Genomic DNA, 17091 nt, shown 5'->3' with positions numbered 1-17091 from the left:
TAGCGATGTTTGCAGTCGAGGGCTGGCTGACCGGGGCAAGGTTTGGGCCGCGCTGTCGGTGGATGAACACGCTCGGTTCAGGTCGCTGCTAGGTTGATTTGGGGCGGGCGAGAGTCTGTTCGCGGTCGGCTGCGCCGATCGCAAATAGCGACAACCTCTCGACCGCCAAACCTTTGCCACCAGCGCCCAAACCCCCGCCCACAAAGAAACCAACGAACGCGGAAGCGACCGAAATTATGTCGGAGGATGTCGAGAAACTGCGCGACATTGCCCTGGTGCTGGTGCGGGTCTAGGCGACTGGTGTGCTTGTAAGGGTCACGGCTGGCACTGTTGGCGGAATCGTAACCACACGCACGGCTGCACAGTAATTGTTTTGTGTTGGAGTGTGTTGAAGGTTGCTATTTGCTGAAAGTTAACTTCATAGTTGATTCAGCGATGGTAAGGTTCCAGGTGTATTATGAAGATTTGAAGGGGAAAGCTCCAATATGCTAGTATTTATGAGCTTACAAAATTTTCTTTAATTTCATAAAAAATGAGTGAAATACAGAACGTACTAGCAAGAGAGTTTTTGTGTAGAGCTAGGGATTTCATGCAACAAGAAAAATATTCAGAGGTAGTTGCCTATGCTACGGCTGCCTTAGAAGTTATGTTTAACTACATTAAACAAAATGGCGTGCGGAGTTCAGAAGATTTAAATGATATAAATATTTGTTATTACTTAGGTATTAATATAGAGTCGTATGTTCGCTACAGAAAAAGGGTAGGATATTATTCCCCAAACGCATCAGGTCGAGAAATTAATAAGGTATCAGGTCTGTTTTTTCAGCGGAACAAAGATGAATTTGATAAGAAAGAGGCAGAAGCTTCATTGAACTACTGTACCAAAACTATAATAAACATTGAAAAAACTTTAGAACGGTTCAATAAATGTTTCACCGAGGAATAATCAAGGAGCTGACCCCTAATGCGAACCCCCAGAACTCATTAGATTCTGGGGTTTTGCCACGCATTCCGCGCACTTCCTGAAGGGCTTACTTGCCCAAAAGCTTATCAATATTTACTACCTTTGTTTGCTGCCGAAAGCCTTCCATATTCGTCTGATTAGGCTGTTTTCCTTCGTCATCTAGTACCGCTTTTCCGGTCATAATATCTTCCATTCTTATCTTGCCAGCCCTCGCTTGGTCGTGGCTATAGTAGTATTGCCCCGGTGCGAGTTGCGGTTTGCTATTTGCGTTTTGAGGTGTAGTGGAATCGGGTTTAAAGAAGCTTTGATAAACAGGATGCTGTTTTGCTTCCGTCATTTTTTGACTCAGGTTTTTGGGAGAGCCATCGGCGTTTGTTTCAATGTTGCCGGAGCTGTCAAGGATGACGATTCTGTCACCATCAATTCTACAATTAAGTGAGTTTTTTAGTGCTTCAAAAGCATCGCCACTAATCCCGCCAGCATCACGATAAGCAGCCTCTAGGTGGCTATCCAAAAGCACCTTCTGGCGCTGCACTTGGGTATCCTCGTACCGCTTGTTGGCGGCTGCTGTTTCTGCTTGTAGTTTGGCTTTTTCCGCTTGGAATTCGTCGTCGTTGGTAATCATATTTATTCCTCAATTTATTCTATTATATCATCAACAAAAACCCCAAAGCAAGATACTTTGGGGCAATCAATTATGAGGAATAATATCATCCCTATTCTATCAATAATTCCTCTTCTAAAATCTCCAAAATTACTCGCACATCAGCCATTTCCGCTTTTGATTTCTTCCGCCGTGCTTTGAGTTGATTGAGCAAGTCGGCTGGCTCTGGAATTGGATGATTGGAGATTGGATTCTGGGAACCGCCGGCCGCTGCTAGCTCGGCTTTAAGCGGTTCAATTTCGGTGTGTAGCTTCTTCTCTCGCTCTCTTGCTTCCGCCAGCCTTTCGGCCTGATTGTGGATGATGTCTGTGGCGGCCGCTAGCTCCGATTCTAATCGTTGAAGCTCTGTTGTATCTGGCCTGAATGATTCTGCGGGTGTTTCACTCAGGCCGCTAATTTTCCCCGCAATTCCTCCATCTCTGCATCTTGTTTTGCCTGTCGCTCCTCAATTTCCGCCAGCCGTTGAGCGAGTGTGTTATCTGGTATGGTGCTAGGTGTGTGATGTGGTGTGTTAACTGGTAGCTTACTCGGTGTGCTACTTGCTATCCCAAAGTATTCTGCCAGAGCCCTGTTTACCGCAGCCGAGTACATCGGCCCCTTCTTAGATTGCAGCTCGTTCGCGGTGCAAAACTTTGTCAGCGCATCCTCTACAGCCTTATCGAGGTAGACGGCGATGTGTTTCTTTTCTGTTGCCATAGTGTGTTATCCGTTAGTCGGTACAATACCACGCTACCACACCAAAACGCGAATAACACACCTATAAGCTAGATAACACACCGTAGTAACACACCTATAAGTTATCGGTATGTTTGAGGTATTGTATTTTGGTATGGTATTCAGCTATGATGGTGACATACCAAGGTTAAGGGTATGACGCTACAACCCTTCCTGCCCGGTCACTTCAAGCTAACTTTATATCACTTTACGCAGTTCAAAAGTATGACACTTCTAACAGCTCGCTTCAACAAAGTCGATTCCAGCATCACTGATATAAATGCCCAAATCACCACACTGCAAGGACAACTCAGCGACCTGCAAGCGTACCGCCAACAGCTTCAAGCGGTCGAGCAGGCTTGCGAATCGGCGCTGTCGCAGGTAGACCAGGCGTTGATGATGCTGGGTCACGTTGATGCCAGCCAAATCGCCACATTCCAAGAAGCCGTCATCGCCAAGTTCCCCACCGGAGCCGTAGCCCAACTGCCAGCTAGTACCACACCCGAACCGCAGCCGGAACCCGCACCAGCCCCGGAACCACAACCTGATGCTCCGGCGGTAGACGTTGATACCATACCCAGTCCCACACCCAATAACACACCTAGTAACACACCTAATCCCAGGCTAAGTACCACACCGGAACCCGTACCCGCACCAGCCCCGGAACCGCAACCTGATGCTCCGGCGGTGGATGTGGATGCCATACGTGATAACACACCTGACAACACACCTGACAACATACCCAATACCACACCCGATACCATGCCAAATACCACACCGGAACCCGCCCCGGAACCCGCCCCGGAACCCGCACCCGAAACCGCAACCGCCACGTTCTCTGAACTCAATGGCTTGAGCATCCAGCACATCAAAAAGCTGGCCGCTAAGAAGGGAGTAGGGGCCAGCGGGAAACGCGCCGAGATTGCCGCTCGGCTGATCGGCCTCGTGACGCGGGCCGACATCCAATCGGCTTAAACCTACTCGGCCCATCCGATTTCGGGATGGGCCCCTTTTTGGGTTAGTGTTCGCGTAAACCCTCATTATCAATACCGCAAAATGAGCCAAACTGACTTTTCTATCGCCGCCCTCGAAGCGTCCCTCGATGCCAAAATTGAGAGGTATTTCGATACTTTAGACACCGACCCCGACGTGCTCAAACAACTGTTGGCTGACAAGCGCTCCGAAAATACCCGCCGTGCCTACGAGAGGGACGTGAATGATTTTTTAATAACTATGACCGGGACGCCGGCCGTGCCTGATAATGTTTTGGAGTTTTTGCACCTTGAGGAACGTCAAGCGGTGTCGGTGGTGTTGAAGTACAAGGCCAAGCTGATTGACAAGGGTCTGAAGGAAGCCACGGTCAATCGACGGCTGGCGGCGGTCAAGTCGTTAGTGGAGATGGGCCGCAAGCTCGGCGCGTGTCACTATACGCTAGGCGACATCAAAGGGGAAAAAGTTACCAGCTATCGGGACACGACGGGGGTTGATGCGGGGACTTTTGAGCAAATTTTAAAACAGTGTGATCGGACAACTTTGGCGGGGAAGAGAGACTATGCTTTGCTCCGATTGCTCTGGGGCAATGCTTTGCGGCGAAACGAAATCAGTCAGTTGAACGTTCGCGACTTTGACCCAGCTACTAGGAGCTTGCAGATTTTTGGCAAGGGACGCGGGACGCAAGCTGAGGTAGTGGATTTAGGGGCTGCTACGGTACAGGCAATTACCGATTGGCTCGAAACCAGAGGCGGTAATTCTTCCCCAGACACTCCGCTGTTCACCGCTCTCGACTTTGCTAATTCAGGACATAGACTCACTGGCGACGGCATTCGCAAGATTGTTGTTCGACACAGTGAAAAAGCAGGAATCAAAAAGCAGATGTCTCCTCACCGCATCCGACACTCAGCAATTACTGCCGCCCTTGATGCTACGGACGGGAACGTGAGAAAAGTGCAGAAACTGTCGCGCCATAAGAATTTGAATACTTTAATGGTGTACGACGATAACCGAGGACGTGACCAACAAGACGTTACCGAGTTGCTAGATGGGATGTTTTGAGTCAAAAAAATTCCCCAAGTTTCCCCCGTTTGGGGGATTCCAGCGGTTTGTATCTACTAACTTAGCGGGCGTTCGCTACATTATCGCCTTAACAATAAAATTTACAAATATTACAATTTGTTGCCCACTTGACCCACTGTACGCCAAAAATGGAATACAGTTGGTTAAAGTTATTGGCATTTTTTAGCTGCTAAATTGTAAATCAGTTAATAAAAATTATGGAGAAAAATCCCCTTCAGCAAGCCCTGCTTAATCTTCCTGATAACAAACCAGAAGCATTGGTTGATGACATATTTGTACCACAACTTTTAAATGCACTTAATTTTGAATTAACTGAGCGGGTTCCGCAGTATGTAACTGGAGAAAGTAAAAAAACTATTGATTATGCACTCCGTAAAAACACAGAAAGTGATATATTTATACATTCAAGATTGAACCCTAGTATATTGCTTGAGTTAAAAGGTAAAGATATTAATTTAGTTGCAGGTTCTGCCCAGTATCATTCTACAGTTAAACAGCTAAAATACGGTTTATTAGATAGTAATTGTCACAGCGTTCAATGGGGAATTATAACTAATTCAGCTTATATACAATTATTCAGAAAACACGGTAAAACAGTTTATCCCGCAACTCCTTGCCTTAATATTACACACGACAACATTGTTGAAATTGTAGCGGATATAAAAAAAAGAATAGACCATCCACCAAGAGCGTTGACGGTAGCTATTTATAATAACAAGGGTGGAGTTGGTAAAACTACTACTACTGCTAACTTAGCTGCTGTGCTAAGTCTTAAAGGATACAGCGTACTTGTTGTTGATTTCGACCCAAATCAACAAGATTTGACTAAATCACTAAAAATAAAAACAGGTAAAGATAGCTTGTATTTTTACCTAGAACCTAAAAACAAAAGTGTTAGGCACAATATTAGTAGCTTGATACAGTCGTGCGGTCTAACAAATAAAAAAACAGGTCATTCCTTCAAGTTTGACATTATTCCCGCTGACGAATCATTTGCGGGAAGTGATATGAGCGAAGACAAACTACGTCAAAAAATTAGAATTGACGGTCTCAATAAAATTTTAGATAATCTAAGGTCTTCATACGATTATATCTTAATTGATTCGCCTCCTAATTGGCGTTTTTTTAGCGCAAGCGCAGTTTACGCCGCAGATGTTGTTCTCATTCCAGCCAAACACAACAATATTTTTTCTCTAGAAAATGCTGCCATAGCCATTAAACAATTTATTCCAGAAGTCCAAGAAGCAAGAAAAAATGGCGGCCCTATCGCTTTACCAGTATTTTTCAATGGTGAAAATATTACCGAAGCAGCTCGCACCAATGCCTACAAAGCAATAGATGAAATTATTAAGCAAAATGTCAAGTTCAATCTGCGCCCTTATTTTTACCCCCGTTACACTCCTGCAAGTCATAACCGTTATATTTTTGAGTTGCCTAGCTATGCTCACATTGCCAATGCAGCCTTTTCCTGTTACCCTGCTGCTTACAAAGACAAAATAGCTTGTCAATATTATTTAGCCTTAGCAAAGGAGTATTTCTTACAATGAGTAACTTAAACGACATCGGAAATTTAATGTGTTTGTCGATGGAGGAGATTCAACCTAATAAAGGAACTAATGCTACAGAATTTTTAATTACCGCTACAGCTCAAACTCTTAATAAATTAGGCGGACGTAATTGGGTACCAGTAATTGTAAAAAAAATTGGTGACGAGCAATATGAAGTTATTGGAAACTCATTTATTTATGCTGTTGCTGAGAAAGCTGGTTTAACAGAAGTTTGGTGTATCGTTGCTGATGCTAGCGAAGAAACTGAGGAGTTAGCGAGAATCTTATCTAACGAAATAACACCGAAAATTAATCTCTCAACAGCAAAAAGGGAAGAAATTCAAGCTGCACTTCAATTTTTAATTGAGAAGCCAGGAACGGGTTTTAGTGGTGTCAAACTTTTAGTTGCTACCAACCTGATTGACGAAAATCCTTCTCGACCATATTGGGAAAATTTGGAACCAATTGCAGCGCTAAAATGTGGAATTACAAAAGGTAAAAAGTTAAATGCTTTACAAGAAGTTTTTTATTTGCAGCCTCAGCTCCGACCGAAAGCGGTTATAACCAGTGACTTAGAAGACACTAAAGAAACTGTCTCAACGTTAAATAGTCTTACGGTTAAGAAGTTAAAAGAATTAGCGAAAGAACGAGGAATAAGTGGATATACCACTAAGAAAAAGATAGAACTGGTTAAATTACTTAGCTAGCCCCTATGAGGGATTTTGGTTCTGGCAACTGTCGGCAAGTACGATCGTACTTGCCGACAGCCAACAGAACACCGGCCGCTCTTTTTGGTCACATAATTTCAGTTTTTAGATTCAGATTTTAGATTCTTGACAGTGCAGTTGCCCTGCAAACCGCGCAAAACTTCACTGCAACCGCCGAACTCATTGCCTTGTGGATGCACGACAAGCCCAGTGACAGCAGCGGATTGTACTGGTGTAGAAGCAAGGCTTGAAGGTTGCTGTCTATCAAAAATTTAGTGATAAATTAATGCTAGTCCTTCTAAATCATGCAATTGGGAGAGAATAAAATTGGCTCGCTTTACATATAAGTTTCCTGACTCAACAGACTTCCTGTATACGCTAAGGCTGTATCTTCACGCAATAAGTCAAAGTGATATTGCTGTTTTATTGCACAATTCTAGCTGTAACTTTTTCTCGCACAATTCTTTTTCTGAAAAACGCGAGAATGCGTATAATGCTGGGGTGCGTTTTTTTGTTCCTGTTGTTCGCATACAAGAATTTACAGAGGTTGAAAAACACATATTACTTAATGCTGTTAAGCAAGTCTTTCCAAAAGAAGCAGGTTATGAAATTGTAGAGGTAAAAATTTTGTTTATTATTGACAATTTACCAAACAATGAGCCAATAGTGTTGAATTCTGCATCGCTTGTTTCTACGGGAAGTCTAGAGTACGACCAATTAAGATTTCGTTCTCAGTCTGAAATAGCAGTGTATAAAGTTTTAAAAAAACGTAATGTGTTATTTTTTGCCAATGCAACGGCTGTGCTAGGCAGTAAAAACGTAAAGAAAGAGCCAGACTTTTTGATTTGCAAGAACGGTAAATGGGGAATTCTTGAGGTGATGGGAGATAGATACCATCCCCCTACTACGGCAATGCAAGACCATGACAGAGCGAGGCTTTTCAAGGATTACGGTGTGTCTTGCATTGAGTTTTATGATGCTCCCAAATGTTACAACACTCCCGAAGAAGTGGTTGATGACTTCCTCGACCGTTTATCAAAGTTATAGTTCATACAGCAGCCTTAGACGCAACCGACGGCAAGGTGAGAAAGGTGCAGAAACTCAGTCAACACAAGAACCTGAGCACGCTGATGATTTATGACGACAACCGGAGCCGCGACCAACAGGACGTTACCGAGTTATTGGATGGGATGTTCTGATCCAGTGGCAACCGAGCAAAATTTGATTCGGTTGGTACTCGTTTTCACTCTCCAACCGAGCAAAATGTACCTCTTTTGATGCGGTTTCTGGCTATTGGTGTGTCAAAAGAGGTAGAAAAAGTGGCGTTGATGCGGTTTTTTGGGTTCCGCGACGGCTTACAAAACGCTGAAACCCTTGCTGTGCCGTGAAAAACTATAAAAAATTTTTTGAGGCCGAATCAAAACTTATCAAAATCGGCTGCAACCCGCATAAATTCGTTCCGACCGGGCTGAATTTGATTGGTTTTGGGTGGTAATCAAATCACACGGGGCGGAACCTTCTATGCCGAAAGTATGATGGAGATTTGAGGCTGTGGGAGCGCTGGCAGTGGAAGGCGAAGGGATTGAGGTAGGATTATTGGCTGTTCGTTTGCTCAAGCTCATCCTGAGCCCGGATTTAGAGGGGATTAAATACTTTGACGATTGCGATGGTGGCAAGCTCAAAAAAGCACGCGGAATGGCAAAAAAGCTGGTGACTGAAGGTGAGCTACAAGGCTTCTACAATAGGCTTAAAGCTGCAAATCAAGATGAATTTATCCCATGAAAAAGCACCCCTAATCCCGATTGATTAGAGGTGCTTTTGGCTGGGGTTAATGTTGGTTTAGTCGGGCAGTTCCACGGGTGCGGATACATTCTCTAGGAAGTAGTTGAATCTACCATCGCCGATGGGATGATAGATTTTATCCGTGTCCCACAAGCAGCCTCGAAACATCAAAATTGCGAGCGTGAAACTAATCTCTTCCTTTGTTCTCGTGAGCATCATGTTGGCAATTGGTCTGCGTTCTTTCATCTATTTCTCTCCTATTTCTTGCGGGTTACTGTTCGTTTGGTTGACTGGAATTGCGCTTAACACGGTAGCGCTCGGTCTATCGTGACAACAAGTTGAAAACTTTTAGAAACGGATTGAGAACAATCAAGCCAACTGTTGCAACCCTCAGATAATTAGAAACGACTGGACGTAATGGCGATGGTGTTTTGCTATTTCCGTTAAGGTTCCAAAACTGGTCTTGATGAATGAGCTTATGCGCCTCTGGCGAGAGCGGAACGCAATCTCTGACAACCCATTCATTCCTCAAATTCTTGTAATGCAAGTGGTGTGCGTGTGTTGCTCGTTTCCAAGGATGGAATGCACATCGGTTGCCTGTTGATGCTAGTACGTTGTTGCTCTTTTTGCGCCAGTTTACGGACTGAATGTAGAGGGTATATTCTGCACTTCTAGCCATTATTTTGTTCTCCTTTGATTAGTTTCTCAAGCATCTCTCTCGCGTCACTGTAGAGGTGGTGATTGCGTCCCCCTGGCTTCAGTCCCCAGAGTAAAAAGATTGTCCTTTCCTTGCCTAAGTTTTGAGCAATTATTAATTTTGCTAATTGCAATCTCTGGTCATGTTCTTTGAGCGGAAACTCTTCCGAGAAGACGGGCGGGAGGGTTTCCGCCAACACTTCCCCTAGGAAGATTCCCAAGTTTCCAGAGTCGCTAACCCCCATTCCATAAGGGTTTCCGGGGTCTTCCGTCTCTTGTTGGTTGTCTGAGTTTTGGAAGCTTGGGAAGCTTCCACTATTAGCAGCCGGAACACTCAAAACATCATCAATTACTGATTTATTCACTTCAATTCGTGGCATCAAACCTAACACTGGATTGCCAATGGTAGACAGAATAACTGGGGTTTGTTCACTCATTGAAGGTTCAACTAAAAGCTTCAAATCTGATGCCAACCTGTCTCTAGTTTCCTTGCTAGCGATGACGTTTGAGTTGTTGAGCATTTGCTCGATTACGCCATAAGAGCCTTGCTCTTCATCGTTAGCGGTAGTCCGTACCAGCCCTTGAGCTAACAACGCCAGATTAAGTCGAATATTGCTATCTGCAACACCACTTGAGGCGATGTTAAAGGATTGAGTACAAATGAAGTAGCCGACGTTGTACTGACCCCCAACAGTCGCAATTGTCCCCAGCTTGGTTGCAATGGTTTCCCAGATAGCAGAATTGCGTTTTTGAGACAAACATTGGTGAGTAGCGAACCAGTCCTCAAGTATTAGTTTGATAGGACGGGTTCGATAGGTTTCTTCGGTTGCTGGTTTGGATTTGCGGGTCTGTAACTTCTCGTAAACCTCATCCAAAAACTGCATCGACTGTTCAATTTGCAGGGGGTCAAACACTGTCAAACGATTGTTCGCAACACCTGGAAAGTCCTCATACTTCTGCGAGATAACGTAAATATCAGCTTGCGGAAATCGTGTTGTCAGGTCGCCTAGCCATTTGTGCAGAGTGTGTGTTTTTCCGCAGCGAGTAGGTGCTGCTAGGAAAATCGAGGTATTGATGCCAGCAAGAGAGTTTAAGATTTTGGCCGCCGTTTGCCGAGCTATTGTGAGATTTGGGGAGCCAACACTCTGATCAGCCTTAATTGCTGGTGAGGTTGATGCCTCCACTTTGTCGCCGGGATTGCTGATGGATTCCAGCGTCGTAGTTCCAGTGAGTAGCGCTTGCTGTTCGTGTGGGCTGATGCCCAATGATTCGCAGTAGGCTGTTTCTAATTCGTCCTCAAATGCCCGTTCATCGGCTTCTGCCAGTTTCTTGTATCTGTTCTGTGTTGTCACCATTTGATAGGCGCTTTCAGCAGCAAACCCAAATTCGTAAGCCTTCTCTTGATACTTCTTAATCCGTTGCCTGACAGGCTCTAATTCCCCTTCCTTCCTTGCAATCAGCATTACTGTCACCATGCCCCCAGTAGCCAGCAGAGCAAGCAAGATTTTAATTCCGCCGTACCCTCTCTCAAGGCTTCTAAATTCAGCTTTGGGAGGGACTAACCAAGCTGGCTGTGATTCAATCCTGTTCCCGATGCGGTACTCGATTCTGTCGTTAAAAGGCAAAGCTGTTGCACCGACAATTCCGGCAACACTGAGACTCAACAAACCTGCAACAATTGGTTGATTCTTATTTGCTAACATTTAACTTGCTCCAAATTTGTGTTGCTACAAAACCGAGGGTAACGACTGTTACGACAAAGCCAAAAATTAACAACTGAGAGTGGGCAATTATCCATGCTTGCCAAGCATCCCAATTACCTGCAATCAAGGCAGTCGCGACAGCAATTAGTATTAGTTGGCTTCGCAATTTAGCAGTGCCTTCAGAGGCTAAACTGAACACTGCTAAGCCCAATCCAGCAGCCGGAATGAGAATCACAGCAGCAGGTATCAGCGCCGGAATTGCCCGCACGATAAAGGATGCAGACAAACCAGCGCCGAAGTAGCTGCCAAATTCTCCCCAGTTTCCTGTTAGATTCCAGAAACGCTCAATGTTAGTAACTTCGGGAGTTTTAGCGACTGTTTGAGTTTCACTTTGTGACAAGTTGTCGGCGTTCAAGTAGTCAAATTCTGAAGCGTCAAATTCTGAGATATTCATACAAAAAAAGCGGGAATTTAACCCGCTTACTGAGGTTTACTTGTTGCCAGTAAAGAAATCGAACAAGCCACCTAAAAAGCCTTTGCCGTTATTGGCTACAGATGAACTATCGCCACCAGCCGAACCGCTTGGCACAGCAAGCATGGGGTCAAAGTCTTTGGCGTTGATGTATGCGTTGAATTCCGCCCGCCGTTGTTGCATGGCAATAGCTTGCTGCGGGGATGCTTGAATCGCTTTGAGAGACTGCTGAAAGCCGTTCTGTTGGATTTGTCCTTTGGCTTGGTGGCTTGCTTTGATTAATAGCAACCGCTGACGAAAATCGACATTTTGGAGTGTTTGGGTTGATGCGCCTTCAACTTTTATCAACCCCAATTCGTGTTGGAGTTTCTGTTGCAAATTGATGATGTTTTGGTCATACTTCGCACTAGCTACAATCGCCTTAGCGACGTACTTGTCAATCTGCAAGGTATCCGTCAAGCCGTTTTCTTGAGCCTCCAAAGTGAGTCGCTCAATCTCGACTGTATTGGCTCGAATTTTGGCATCGTGGCGGTTGTAGGCTGTTCTGAGCTGTTTCTGTAGCTCTAGAATCTTTGCTTCTTTGCCCGCAGCGTTCACCATCTCCGGTGTCAGCGGGCCCGATTCATAATTGAATTGCCGCTTTATCTTTGCAGCGCCAGGTGTTTGGGCTACGCGGAAAACTTGCATCATGATAAAATTCTCCTTAGAGTACGGTGAATCCCCCCATTGATAAGGGGGGCTTTGCTTGCGGGCCAGCGACCTACTTTTCCAGGGGAAGTCGCTGGCTTTGCATTTGATTGAGTTTGCGCGAAACCAGATCCAGTTCGGGCCGACCAACAATAGGCAGATATTCACCCCGTCGCCAGCTCTCGGCAAACTCAATCGCTGTATCAACGTCAACGCCGTGAGCAATGTATTGGGATTCGGGAAAATTGAACTCGTAAGCTACACATTCAGGGTCTGATTCGGGAAGGCTGGGCGGTTGCAGCAAAGCCCAAATCTCAGGATTATTTTCAGGCGTAATTTCAAAAGTTTTGGTCATCATTTCAATCCCTCAAACTATCAATCTTGCCGATAATTTCAATTCCGCAGGCATCGTTCACCCCTTCATCTCTAAGCTGGGAAGCTGCTGCAATAATTGCTTCTTGAGCCTTCTCACCCTTCACATTGAATGAGCGGGTGCTGTTGCATTCACGGCGGATTTTCACTTTGTAAAAGCTCATTGTTGTGCTCCTAATTGCATCGCCCGCAGTTGTGCGAGGACTTCGTTGTGGGCTTCTTGCTCTATTTGGAATACAGATAAAGCCCTTTGAGCGCCCCGATTCTGTGCAGCAGCGCGTTCGGCGGCATCCAAATCAGAGGTGCGTTGTTCCGCAGCTTTGTTGTCGGCTGCAATCCGTGCCAGCACCATCTGGATGTCGTTTGAGATGTTAGCAGAGGTCGCGGCGGAAGTTTGGCTCAACTGAGCGATGCGGTTGTCGAGTGTTGGGGTGTATTCAGCAATTACTAGCCCCCCAGCAACTTGTGGAGTAGATGTCGGTGCTGGCAACTGATCAACTAATTTCCGCAACTCCGAGAGTTTTTTCGCATTCAACAACTCAATCGCTTCCAAGGCGAACTCCGAATATTCGGTCGCTCGCGCACTTCCCCGGCGCAACGATTTCAAATCGATTCCGTAGATGTTTTGCAGCTTCGCCACAGCCTTCTGTAGCGCGGTTTTGTTCAGGTTGAGCGTACTCTGCACCTGTGCTGCTGAGTACCACCGGGGAATCGCTGTCTCTGCGGAAGAATCGATTGAGGTCGCCTGAACCTCAATCACATCAAGGGTTTCGAGTTCCATATAGTTTTTGGTCGTTGTGGTATTGATGCGGGGTAGATGGGAATCGATTTCAGAATTGATTCACTACTATGTGCTATACTAAAGGTTAGTCGTGCATGGTGTCAAGCAGTAGTGAACCAAAATGACAAAACTCATCTAAGGGGGGAGAATGATGAAAAGTACCTTTTAACGAGATTGATGTGGCAACAGACAAACCACGCACGACTATATATTTGGAGCCGGAGTTGTTTCAGGCTTTGGAGCGTCGAGCCAAAGAAGAGAAGAGGTCTATGTCGAATTTATGCAATTTGCTACTTGAACAGGAAATGAAAATTTGGCTCGACGATAACCCGGAAAAACCGCCCGAAGTTAAACCCTCATCCAGCCGAACCAAAACCCCGTCGGCCACGAAGGCCCGGCGGGGGAAGCTTAAAGGTACTAGCTAATATCTAGTGCAAGCCATCTGTAGCGAAGATGGGCGACAATGAAATTATCCTCAAAACCAAAAACCAGGAAGAGCTTATGTGGAGTCTCAAAAAGGGTGGTTCCGCTTAATAGATAATGCCCTTCTAACTACTGTAAACGCCAAAAAACCGTCGCCTCAATTGGAACCTGAATGCAACGGTTTTTCGGTAAATCAACTCGCCCGGAGCGAGTAATTCCATGTTTGAAAATTATAACGCAAATACAAGTGAATCTGCAATCACTTTGACCCCTTCCATTCTAGTGCCCGATGAAGAAGTTTGGCTAAGTTCGGAAGGTTTGGATAACTTTGGGAATCGGAAACTCACCAGCAGCAGTAAAACGAATCCTTGCCCCCACTGTGGCAAGCCTGACTGGTGCTATTCCATCGGAAACCTGTCAGTTTGCAATCGCGACCAACCGCCCGCTACTGGTTGGGAAGCTACAAGCAAGACCGACCAAGACGGCCACCTCTACTACGCTCCCATCCAAGAAAAGAAAGCCATCCGTCCCGCTCAGACTACCTATTTCTACTACCCAGCTCGCGACGGTTCGCCACTTGTCAGGGTAAAGCGGATTGATTTTGGCGATGGGAGAAAAAAAGAATTTATACAGCAGCACTGGGACGCCACTGCCAACGAATGGGTAACAGGATTAGGGAAAGTCAAACGCTCTGATATCCCGGTCTATCACTACGCAAAGGTGCAAGAGGCGAAGGCTCAAGGGGTAATGGTTTTTATTGTGGATGGCGAGAATTGCGTCAAGAAGTTAGAAGAGATAGGCGTAGTTGCCACTACTAGCATCGGCGGTATGGGTAAGTGGAAAGATACTGATACAAGCGATTTACGGGGTGCGAAGGTTGCTATTAGCCCTGACCGCGACATCCCAGGAATTGAGGATGCGACTAAAGTTTCCGAACACTTTCCAGAGGCTCAATGGCTCTACCCTTACTCCAAATCAAAGGCTTGGGCTAACCTGCCAAAAAGTCAGGGGTTGGACGTTAGAGATTGGATTGAAAGCCAAAATTTAAGCGCAGCAGATGTTCTTGCAGCAGTTGGAGAAAAGAAAAATTTTACTGCTCCCAAAACTGCCCTTTGTGAACCTGTAAAGACTCAGAAACTACCCCTAAAAGAAGCAGCAGCACTCGCAAAAGCCATCCTTAATCGGCAAGGTGACGAACTATCTGCAAATATTGAACTGGAAGCGGTTAGGGAGAGGACAGGGATGAGCGATTATTCATGGGAACATAAAATCATTAAGCCTCTGCGACGCGATATGGACGCGGAACGGTTCAAAATGGAGCTTCTAAGCTTACTCCAAATGGAGGATGCTGTAGAGCGGTGTCGTCAAATCGCCCTGCTAGCACCTAAGTACAGTATGGGTGCGGGAACAATTAAGGAAGCAATGGCAGCGATGAAGTCACGCACCCAAACTCCCGAAGTCAAGGTGCTGACTTTTGACGATTTACTTGCTTCGGAGAGTGAGGCTTTGGAATGGCGAGTGCAAGAGCTTCTCCCAGTCGGAGAAACTGTTCTCTTTGTTGCGTTGCCAAAAGTAGGAAAGAGTAAAGCTGCTGTTGATTTGGCATTCTGCGTGGCTACCGGAGAAAATCATTTCTTAGGTCGCGAGGTAAAGCAGGGCAGGGTATTAATGATTACTCCTGATGCTTCACAGCAATCTCTAAAGCACGAACTACTTAAACGTGGATTCCGCTCGGGAGATAGCAAAAATATTCGTATCATGCCACGCTGGAACATTGACCAGATGGCTATTTTAGAACAACAACTCGAAGATTTCCGCCCCGACTTAGTGATAATAGATTCACTCAAAAAAATCACCGCAGGCAAGGAAATCAGCGAAAACTCTGCCGAATTTGCAGACAACATCATCGCTTTGAATGATATGCTCAGTCGCTATCGTGCTAGTGGTATTTTGATTCATCACGCAAGCAAATCAAACGAAGCTGTCGGAGTGGCTAAAGCGCGCGGAAGTACGGCCATTGTGGGAGCTTGCTGGGGGGTTTGGGATTTGGAGCGCATCCCCAAACCTGATCCAAATAACAAGAAGAAAATGATTGCTGACCCCAAATGCCCGAAACGAATCTTTACTGCAACCTCACGGGACTCTGAAGGATTGAGTCTAAATATTGAATTCAATCCCGAAAATAATTCATTTGATTTCATTTCAGAAGTAGGGATTGAGGAAGCTGAGGCACAACAACAGCAAACCTACCGAGAGCGCATCCTAGCAGTGCTAAGAAAAAATCCTCAACCTCTCTCCGGCCCCGAACTAATGGAATTAATGGGAGCCGGAAAAGAACAGCGAGGTAGCATCTACAGCGAGCTAGGACGGATGGAAAGCAAACGGCTTATTATCTGCAAGCCCGCACCGCGCGACAAACGCTACAACCTCTACTCCCTCCCCGATTTCACTCAAACTGGCACACTCGGTACAGTGCCACCTAGAACTGAAATTTCTCTACCCCCTCCCCCCCCCATACCTACAGTGCCAATTGCTGACTATGTATCTGAAAACTATACACAGTATGGGTTAGATAATAGTCAGCAAGATAGTCAGCAAGTAGTCAGCAACTTTTCGGAGTGTGACAGTGTTGAAAAAGCTGTAACCGTTGATATAGCTCGCATTGACCCGATAGTCAGCAACTCACCACTGTCACAAGGGGGAGGGGGGGTAAAGTGCGATTCTCTCCCCCAAGCTGCCACAGCCTCAAACCCACAATTGGCACACGCGGAATTAAATCTAACGATTCAGAAATCATCGCAGCCGTCATCTACAACCATCGTGGTAGATGACCGGGTAGAAGTGAGGCTACGGGGCGATGCTGCTATAGGCAAGCAAGGGATTGTAAGAGATATCGTTCTTGGTGCAACTGACACGACCTACTACGTGCAGCTTGAGGGTGAATTGCTGATTATGCCTGTTCCACGCAGCCAAGGCACTTTCGCCTACTTGAGGAAGCTCTGAGGTTTGCGGGTGTGGTCGGGAGTTTGTTTGCGGTCGGCGCAGCCGATCGTACTAAGCGACAATTTGCCCGAACCAAAACCCCCAGAAACCGTGCCAGAGCCAACAGCCTTCAAGGTTGGGGATAGGGTGCTGGTAATCAGCAAAAAAAGCCAATACCAAGGAAAATATGGCGAAATTAGTTGGATAGACCCCAACAAGAAAAAGGGCAAATATGGCGTGAACCTCGACAGGGAGCGCCGGAGAAAAACAGTGGATTCTGGATTTTTCTCTGCCTCCGAGATTGTATTAGTAGGAGGCTCGGAGGTGAGCAATGAATCTTGATCATCTCTCCCAGCTCGAATGCCTTGGATATATCCGCGCTGCCATCGCCCAAGGTAATGCCGAGTTCGCGCAGCATACATCGGCTACCGCGCTCAAATCAATCCTTAGCGATGTTTGCAGTCGAGGGCTGGCTGACCGGGGCAAGGTTTGGGCCGCGCTGTCGGTGGATGAACACGCTCGGT

The 17091-nt window shown here is 45.9% G+C and carries 21 protein-coding genes; 11 read left to right on the top strand and 10 right to left on the bottom strand.

Going from position 1 to position 17091, the window contains the following annotated elements:
• Positions 1–88: 88 nt before the first annotated feature.
• Entirely contained in the window at positions 89–268 is a 180-nt protein-coding gene (locus tag QUA27_RS25850) for a hypothetical protein (RefSeq protein WP_333071737.1), read from the bottom strand.
• A 264-nt stretch (positions 269–532) separates the two neighbouring features.
• Here QUA27_RS25850 and QUA27_RS25845 point away from each other — a divergent pair, with 264 nt between their 5' ends.
• Entirely contained in the window at positions 533–946 is a 414-nt protein-coding gene (locus QUA27_RS25845; protein ID WP_333071735.1) for a hypothetical protein, read from the top strand.
• An 85-nt stretch (positions 947–1031) separates the two neighbouring features.
• Here the strand turns inward: QUA27_RS25845 and QUA27_RS25840 are convergent, their stop codons facing one another.
• Together QUA27_RS25840 and QUA27_RS25835 are read right to left on the bottom strand one after the other, a co-directional pair.
• Positions 1032–1589, bottom strand: a complete 558-nt coding sequence (locus QUA27_RS25840) for a hypothetical protein (RefSeq protein WP_333071733.1) — start codon at positions 1587–1589, stop codon at positions 1032–1034.
• Between the two features lie 423 nt (positions 1590–2012).
• A complete protein-coding gene (locus QUA27_RS25835) occupies positions 2013–2324 on the bottom strand; it encodes a hypothetical protein (RefSeq protein WP_333071731.1) in 312 nt (103 codons plus the stop codon).
• 174 nt (positions 2325–2498) lie between these two features.
• Between QUA27_RS25835 and QUA27_RS25830 the strand changes: the two genes are divergently transcribed.
• The 6 genes from QUA27_RS25830 to QUA27_RS25805 all read left to right on the top strand — a co-directional run bounded on the left by QUA27_RS25830 (position 2499) and on the right by QUA27_RS25805 (position 8451).
• Positions 2499–3317, top strand: a complete 819-nt coding sequence (locus QUA27_RS25830) for a hypothetical protein (RefSeq protein WP_333071729.1) — start codon at positions 2499–2501, stop codon at positions 3315–3317.
• An 81-nt stretch (positions 3318–3398) separates the two neighbouring features.
• On the top strand, positions 3399–4394 hold the full coding sequence (locus QUA27_RS25825; RefSeq protein WP_333071728.1) for a tyrosine-type recombinase/integrase: 996 nt from the start codon (positions 3399–3401) through the stop codon (positions 4392–4394).
• Between the two features lie 218 nt (positions 4395–4612).
• Positions 4613–5962 carry a ParA family protein gene (locus QUA27_RS25820; protein ID WP_333071725.1) on the top strand — a complete coding sequence of 450 codons (1350 nt, stop codon included), beginning with the start codon at positions 4613–4615 and terminating at the stop codon, positions 5960–5962.
• A complete protein-coding gene (locus QUA27_RS25815) occupies positions 5959–6669 on the top strand; it encodes a Rho termination factor (RefSeq protein ID WP_333071723.1) in 711 nt (236 codons plus the stop codon). Before QUA27_RS25820 ends, QUA27_RS25815 begins: the two co-directional genes overlap by 4 nt.
• Before the next feature lie 327 nt (positions 6670–6996).
• Positions 6997–7716: a hypothetical protein gene (locus QUA27_RS25810; protein ID WP_333071720.1), complete on the top strand. Its 720-nt coding sequence runs from the start codon at positions 6997–6999 to the stop codon at positions 7714–7716.
• 504 nt (positions 7717–8220) lie between these two features.
• The gene (locus QUA27_RS25805; protein ID WP_333071719.1) at positions 8221–8451 is read left to right on the top strand and encodes a hypothetical protein; all 231 of its coding nucleotides are present in this window, start codon (positions 8221–8223) and stop codon (positions 8449–8451) included.
• Between the two features lie 57 nt (positions 8452–8508).
• Here the strand turns inward: QUA27_RS25805 and QUA27_RS25800 are convergent, their stop codons facing one another.
• The 7 genes from QUA27_RS25800 to QUA27_RS25770 all read right to left on the bottom strand — a co-directional run bounded on the left by QUA27_RS25800 (position 8509) and on the right by QUA27_RS25770 (position 13162).
• Positions 8509–8697, bottom strand: a complete 189-nt coding sequence (locus QUA27_RS25800) for a hypothetical protein (RefSeq protein WP_333071718.1) — start codon at positions 8695–8697, stop codon at positions 8509–8511.
• A gap of 425 nt (positions 8698–9122) precedes the next feature.
• Positions 9123–10850, bottom strand: a complete 1728-nt coding sequence (locus QUA27_RS25795; protein ID WP_333071716.1) for a hypothetical protein — start codon at positions 10848–10850, stop codon at positions 9123–9125.
• Positions 10837–11304, bottom strand: a complete 468-nt coding sequence (locus tag QUA27_RS25790; protein ID WP_333071715.1) for a hypothetical protein — start codon at positions 11302–11304, stop codon at positions 10837–10839. The genes QUA27_RS25795 and QUA27_RS25790 overlap by 14 nt, the downstream gene beginning before the upstream one ends.
• A 36-nt stretch (positions 11305–11340) precedes the next feature.
• Positions 11341–12012 (bottom strand): hypothetical protein, encoded by a 672-nt coding sequence (locus QUA27_RS25785; protein WP_333071714.1) that lies wholly within the window; start codon positions 12010–12012, stop codon positions 11341–11343.
• A 70-nt stretch (positions 12013–12082) separates the two neighbouring features.
• The gene (locus tag QUA27_RS25780) at positions 12083–12367 is read right to left on the bottom strand and encodes a hypothetical protein (protein WP_333071713.1); all 285 of its coding nucleotides are present in this window, start codon (positions 12365–12367) and stop codon (positions 12083–12085) included.
• A gap of 1 nt (position 12368) precedes the next feature.
• Positions 12369–12545 (bottom strand): hypothetical protein, encoded by a 177-nt coding sequence (locus QUA27_RS25775; protein ID WP_333071712.1) that lies wholly within the window; start codon positions 12543–12545, stop codon positions 12369–12371.
• The gene (locus QUA27_RS25770) at positions 12542–13162 is read right to left on the bottom strand and encodes a hypothetical protein (RefSeq protein ID WP_333071711.1); all 621 of its coding nucleotides are present in this window, start codon (positions 13160–13162) and stop codon (positions 12542–12544) included. Before QUA27_RS25770 ends, QUA27_RS25775 begins: the two co-directional genes overlap by 4 nt.
• A 179-nt stretch (positions 13163–13341) precedes the next feature.
• Between QUA27_RS25770 and QUA27_RS25765 the strand changes: the two genes are divergently transcribed.
• From QUA27_RS25765 to QUA27_RS25750, 4 genes are all read left to right on the top strand, one after another.
• Complete coding sequence (locus tag QUA27_RS25765; RefSeq protein WP_333071710.1) at positions 13342–13587, top strand: ribbon-helix-helix domain-containing protein; 246 nt, start codon at positions 13342–13344, stop codon at positions 13585–13587.
• Positions 13588–13849: 262 nt separating this feature from the next.
• The gene (locus tag QUA27_RS25760) at positions 13850–16588 is read left to right on the top strand and encodes an AAA family ATPase (protein ID WP_333071709.1); all 2739 of its coding nucleotides are present in this window, start codon (positions 13850–13852) and stop codon (positions 16586–16588) included.
• 9 nt (positions 16589–16597) lie between these two features.
• Positions 16598–16909, top strand: coding sequence for a hypothetical protein (locus QUA27_RS25755; protein ID WP_333071708.1), 312 nt, complete (start codon positions 16598–16600; stop codon positions 16907–16909).
• On the top strand, positions 16899–17091 hold a 193-nt coding region (locus tag QUA27_RS25750), incomplete at its 3' end, for a hypothetical protein (protein ID WP_333071707.1). The genes QUA27_RS25755 and QUA27_RS25750, both read left to right, overlap by 11 nt.

Origin of the sequence: Microcoleus harperi Pol14_C6, from assembly GCF_036701295.1 — a bacterium.
Taxonomy (GTDB): Bacteria; Cyanobacteriota; Cyanobacteriia; order Cyanobacteriales; family Microcoleaceae; genus Microcoleus.
This window is presented reverse-complemented; position numbering and strand designations above follow the sequence as displayed.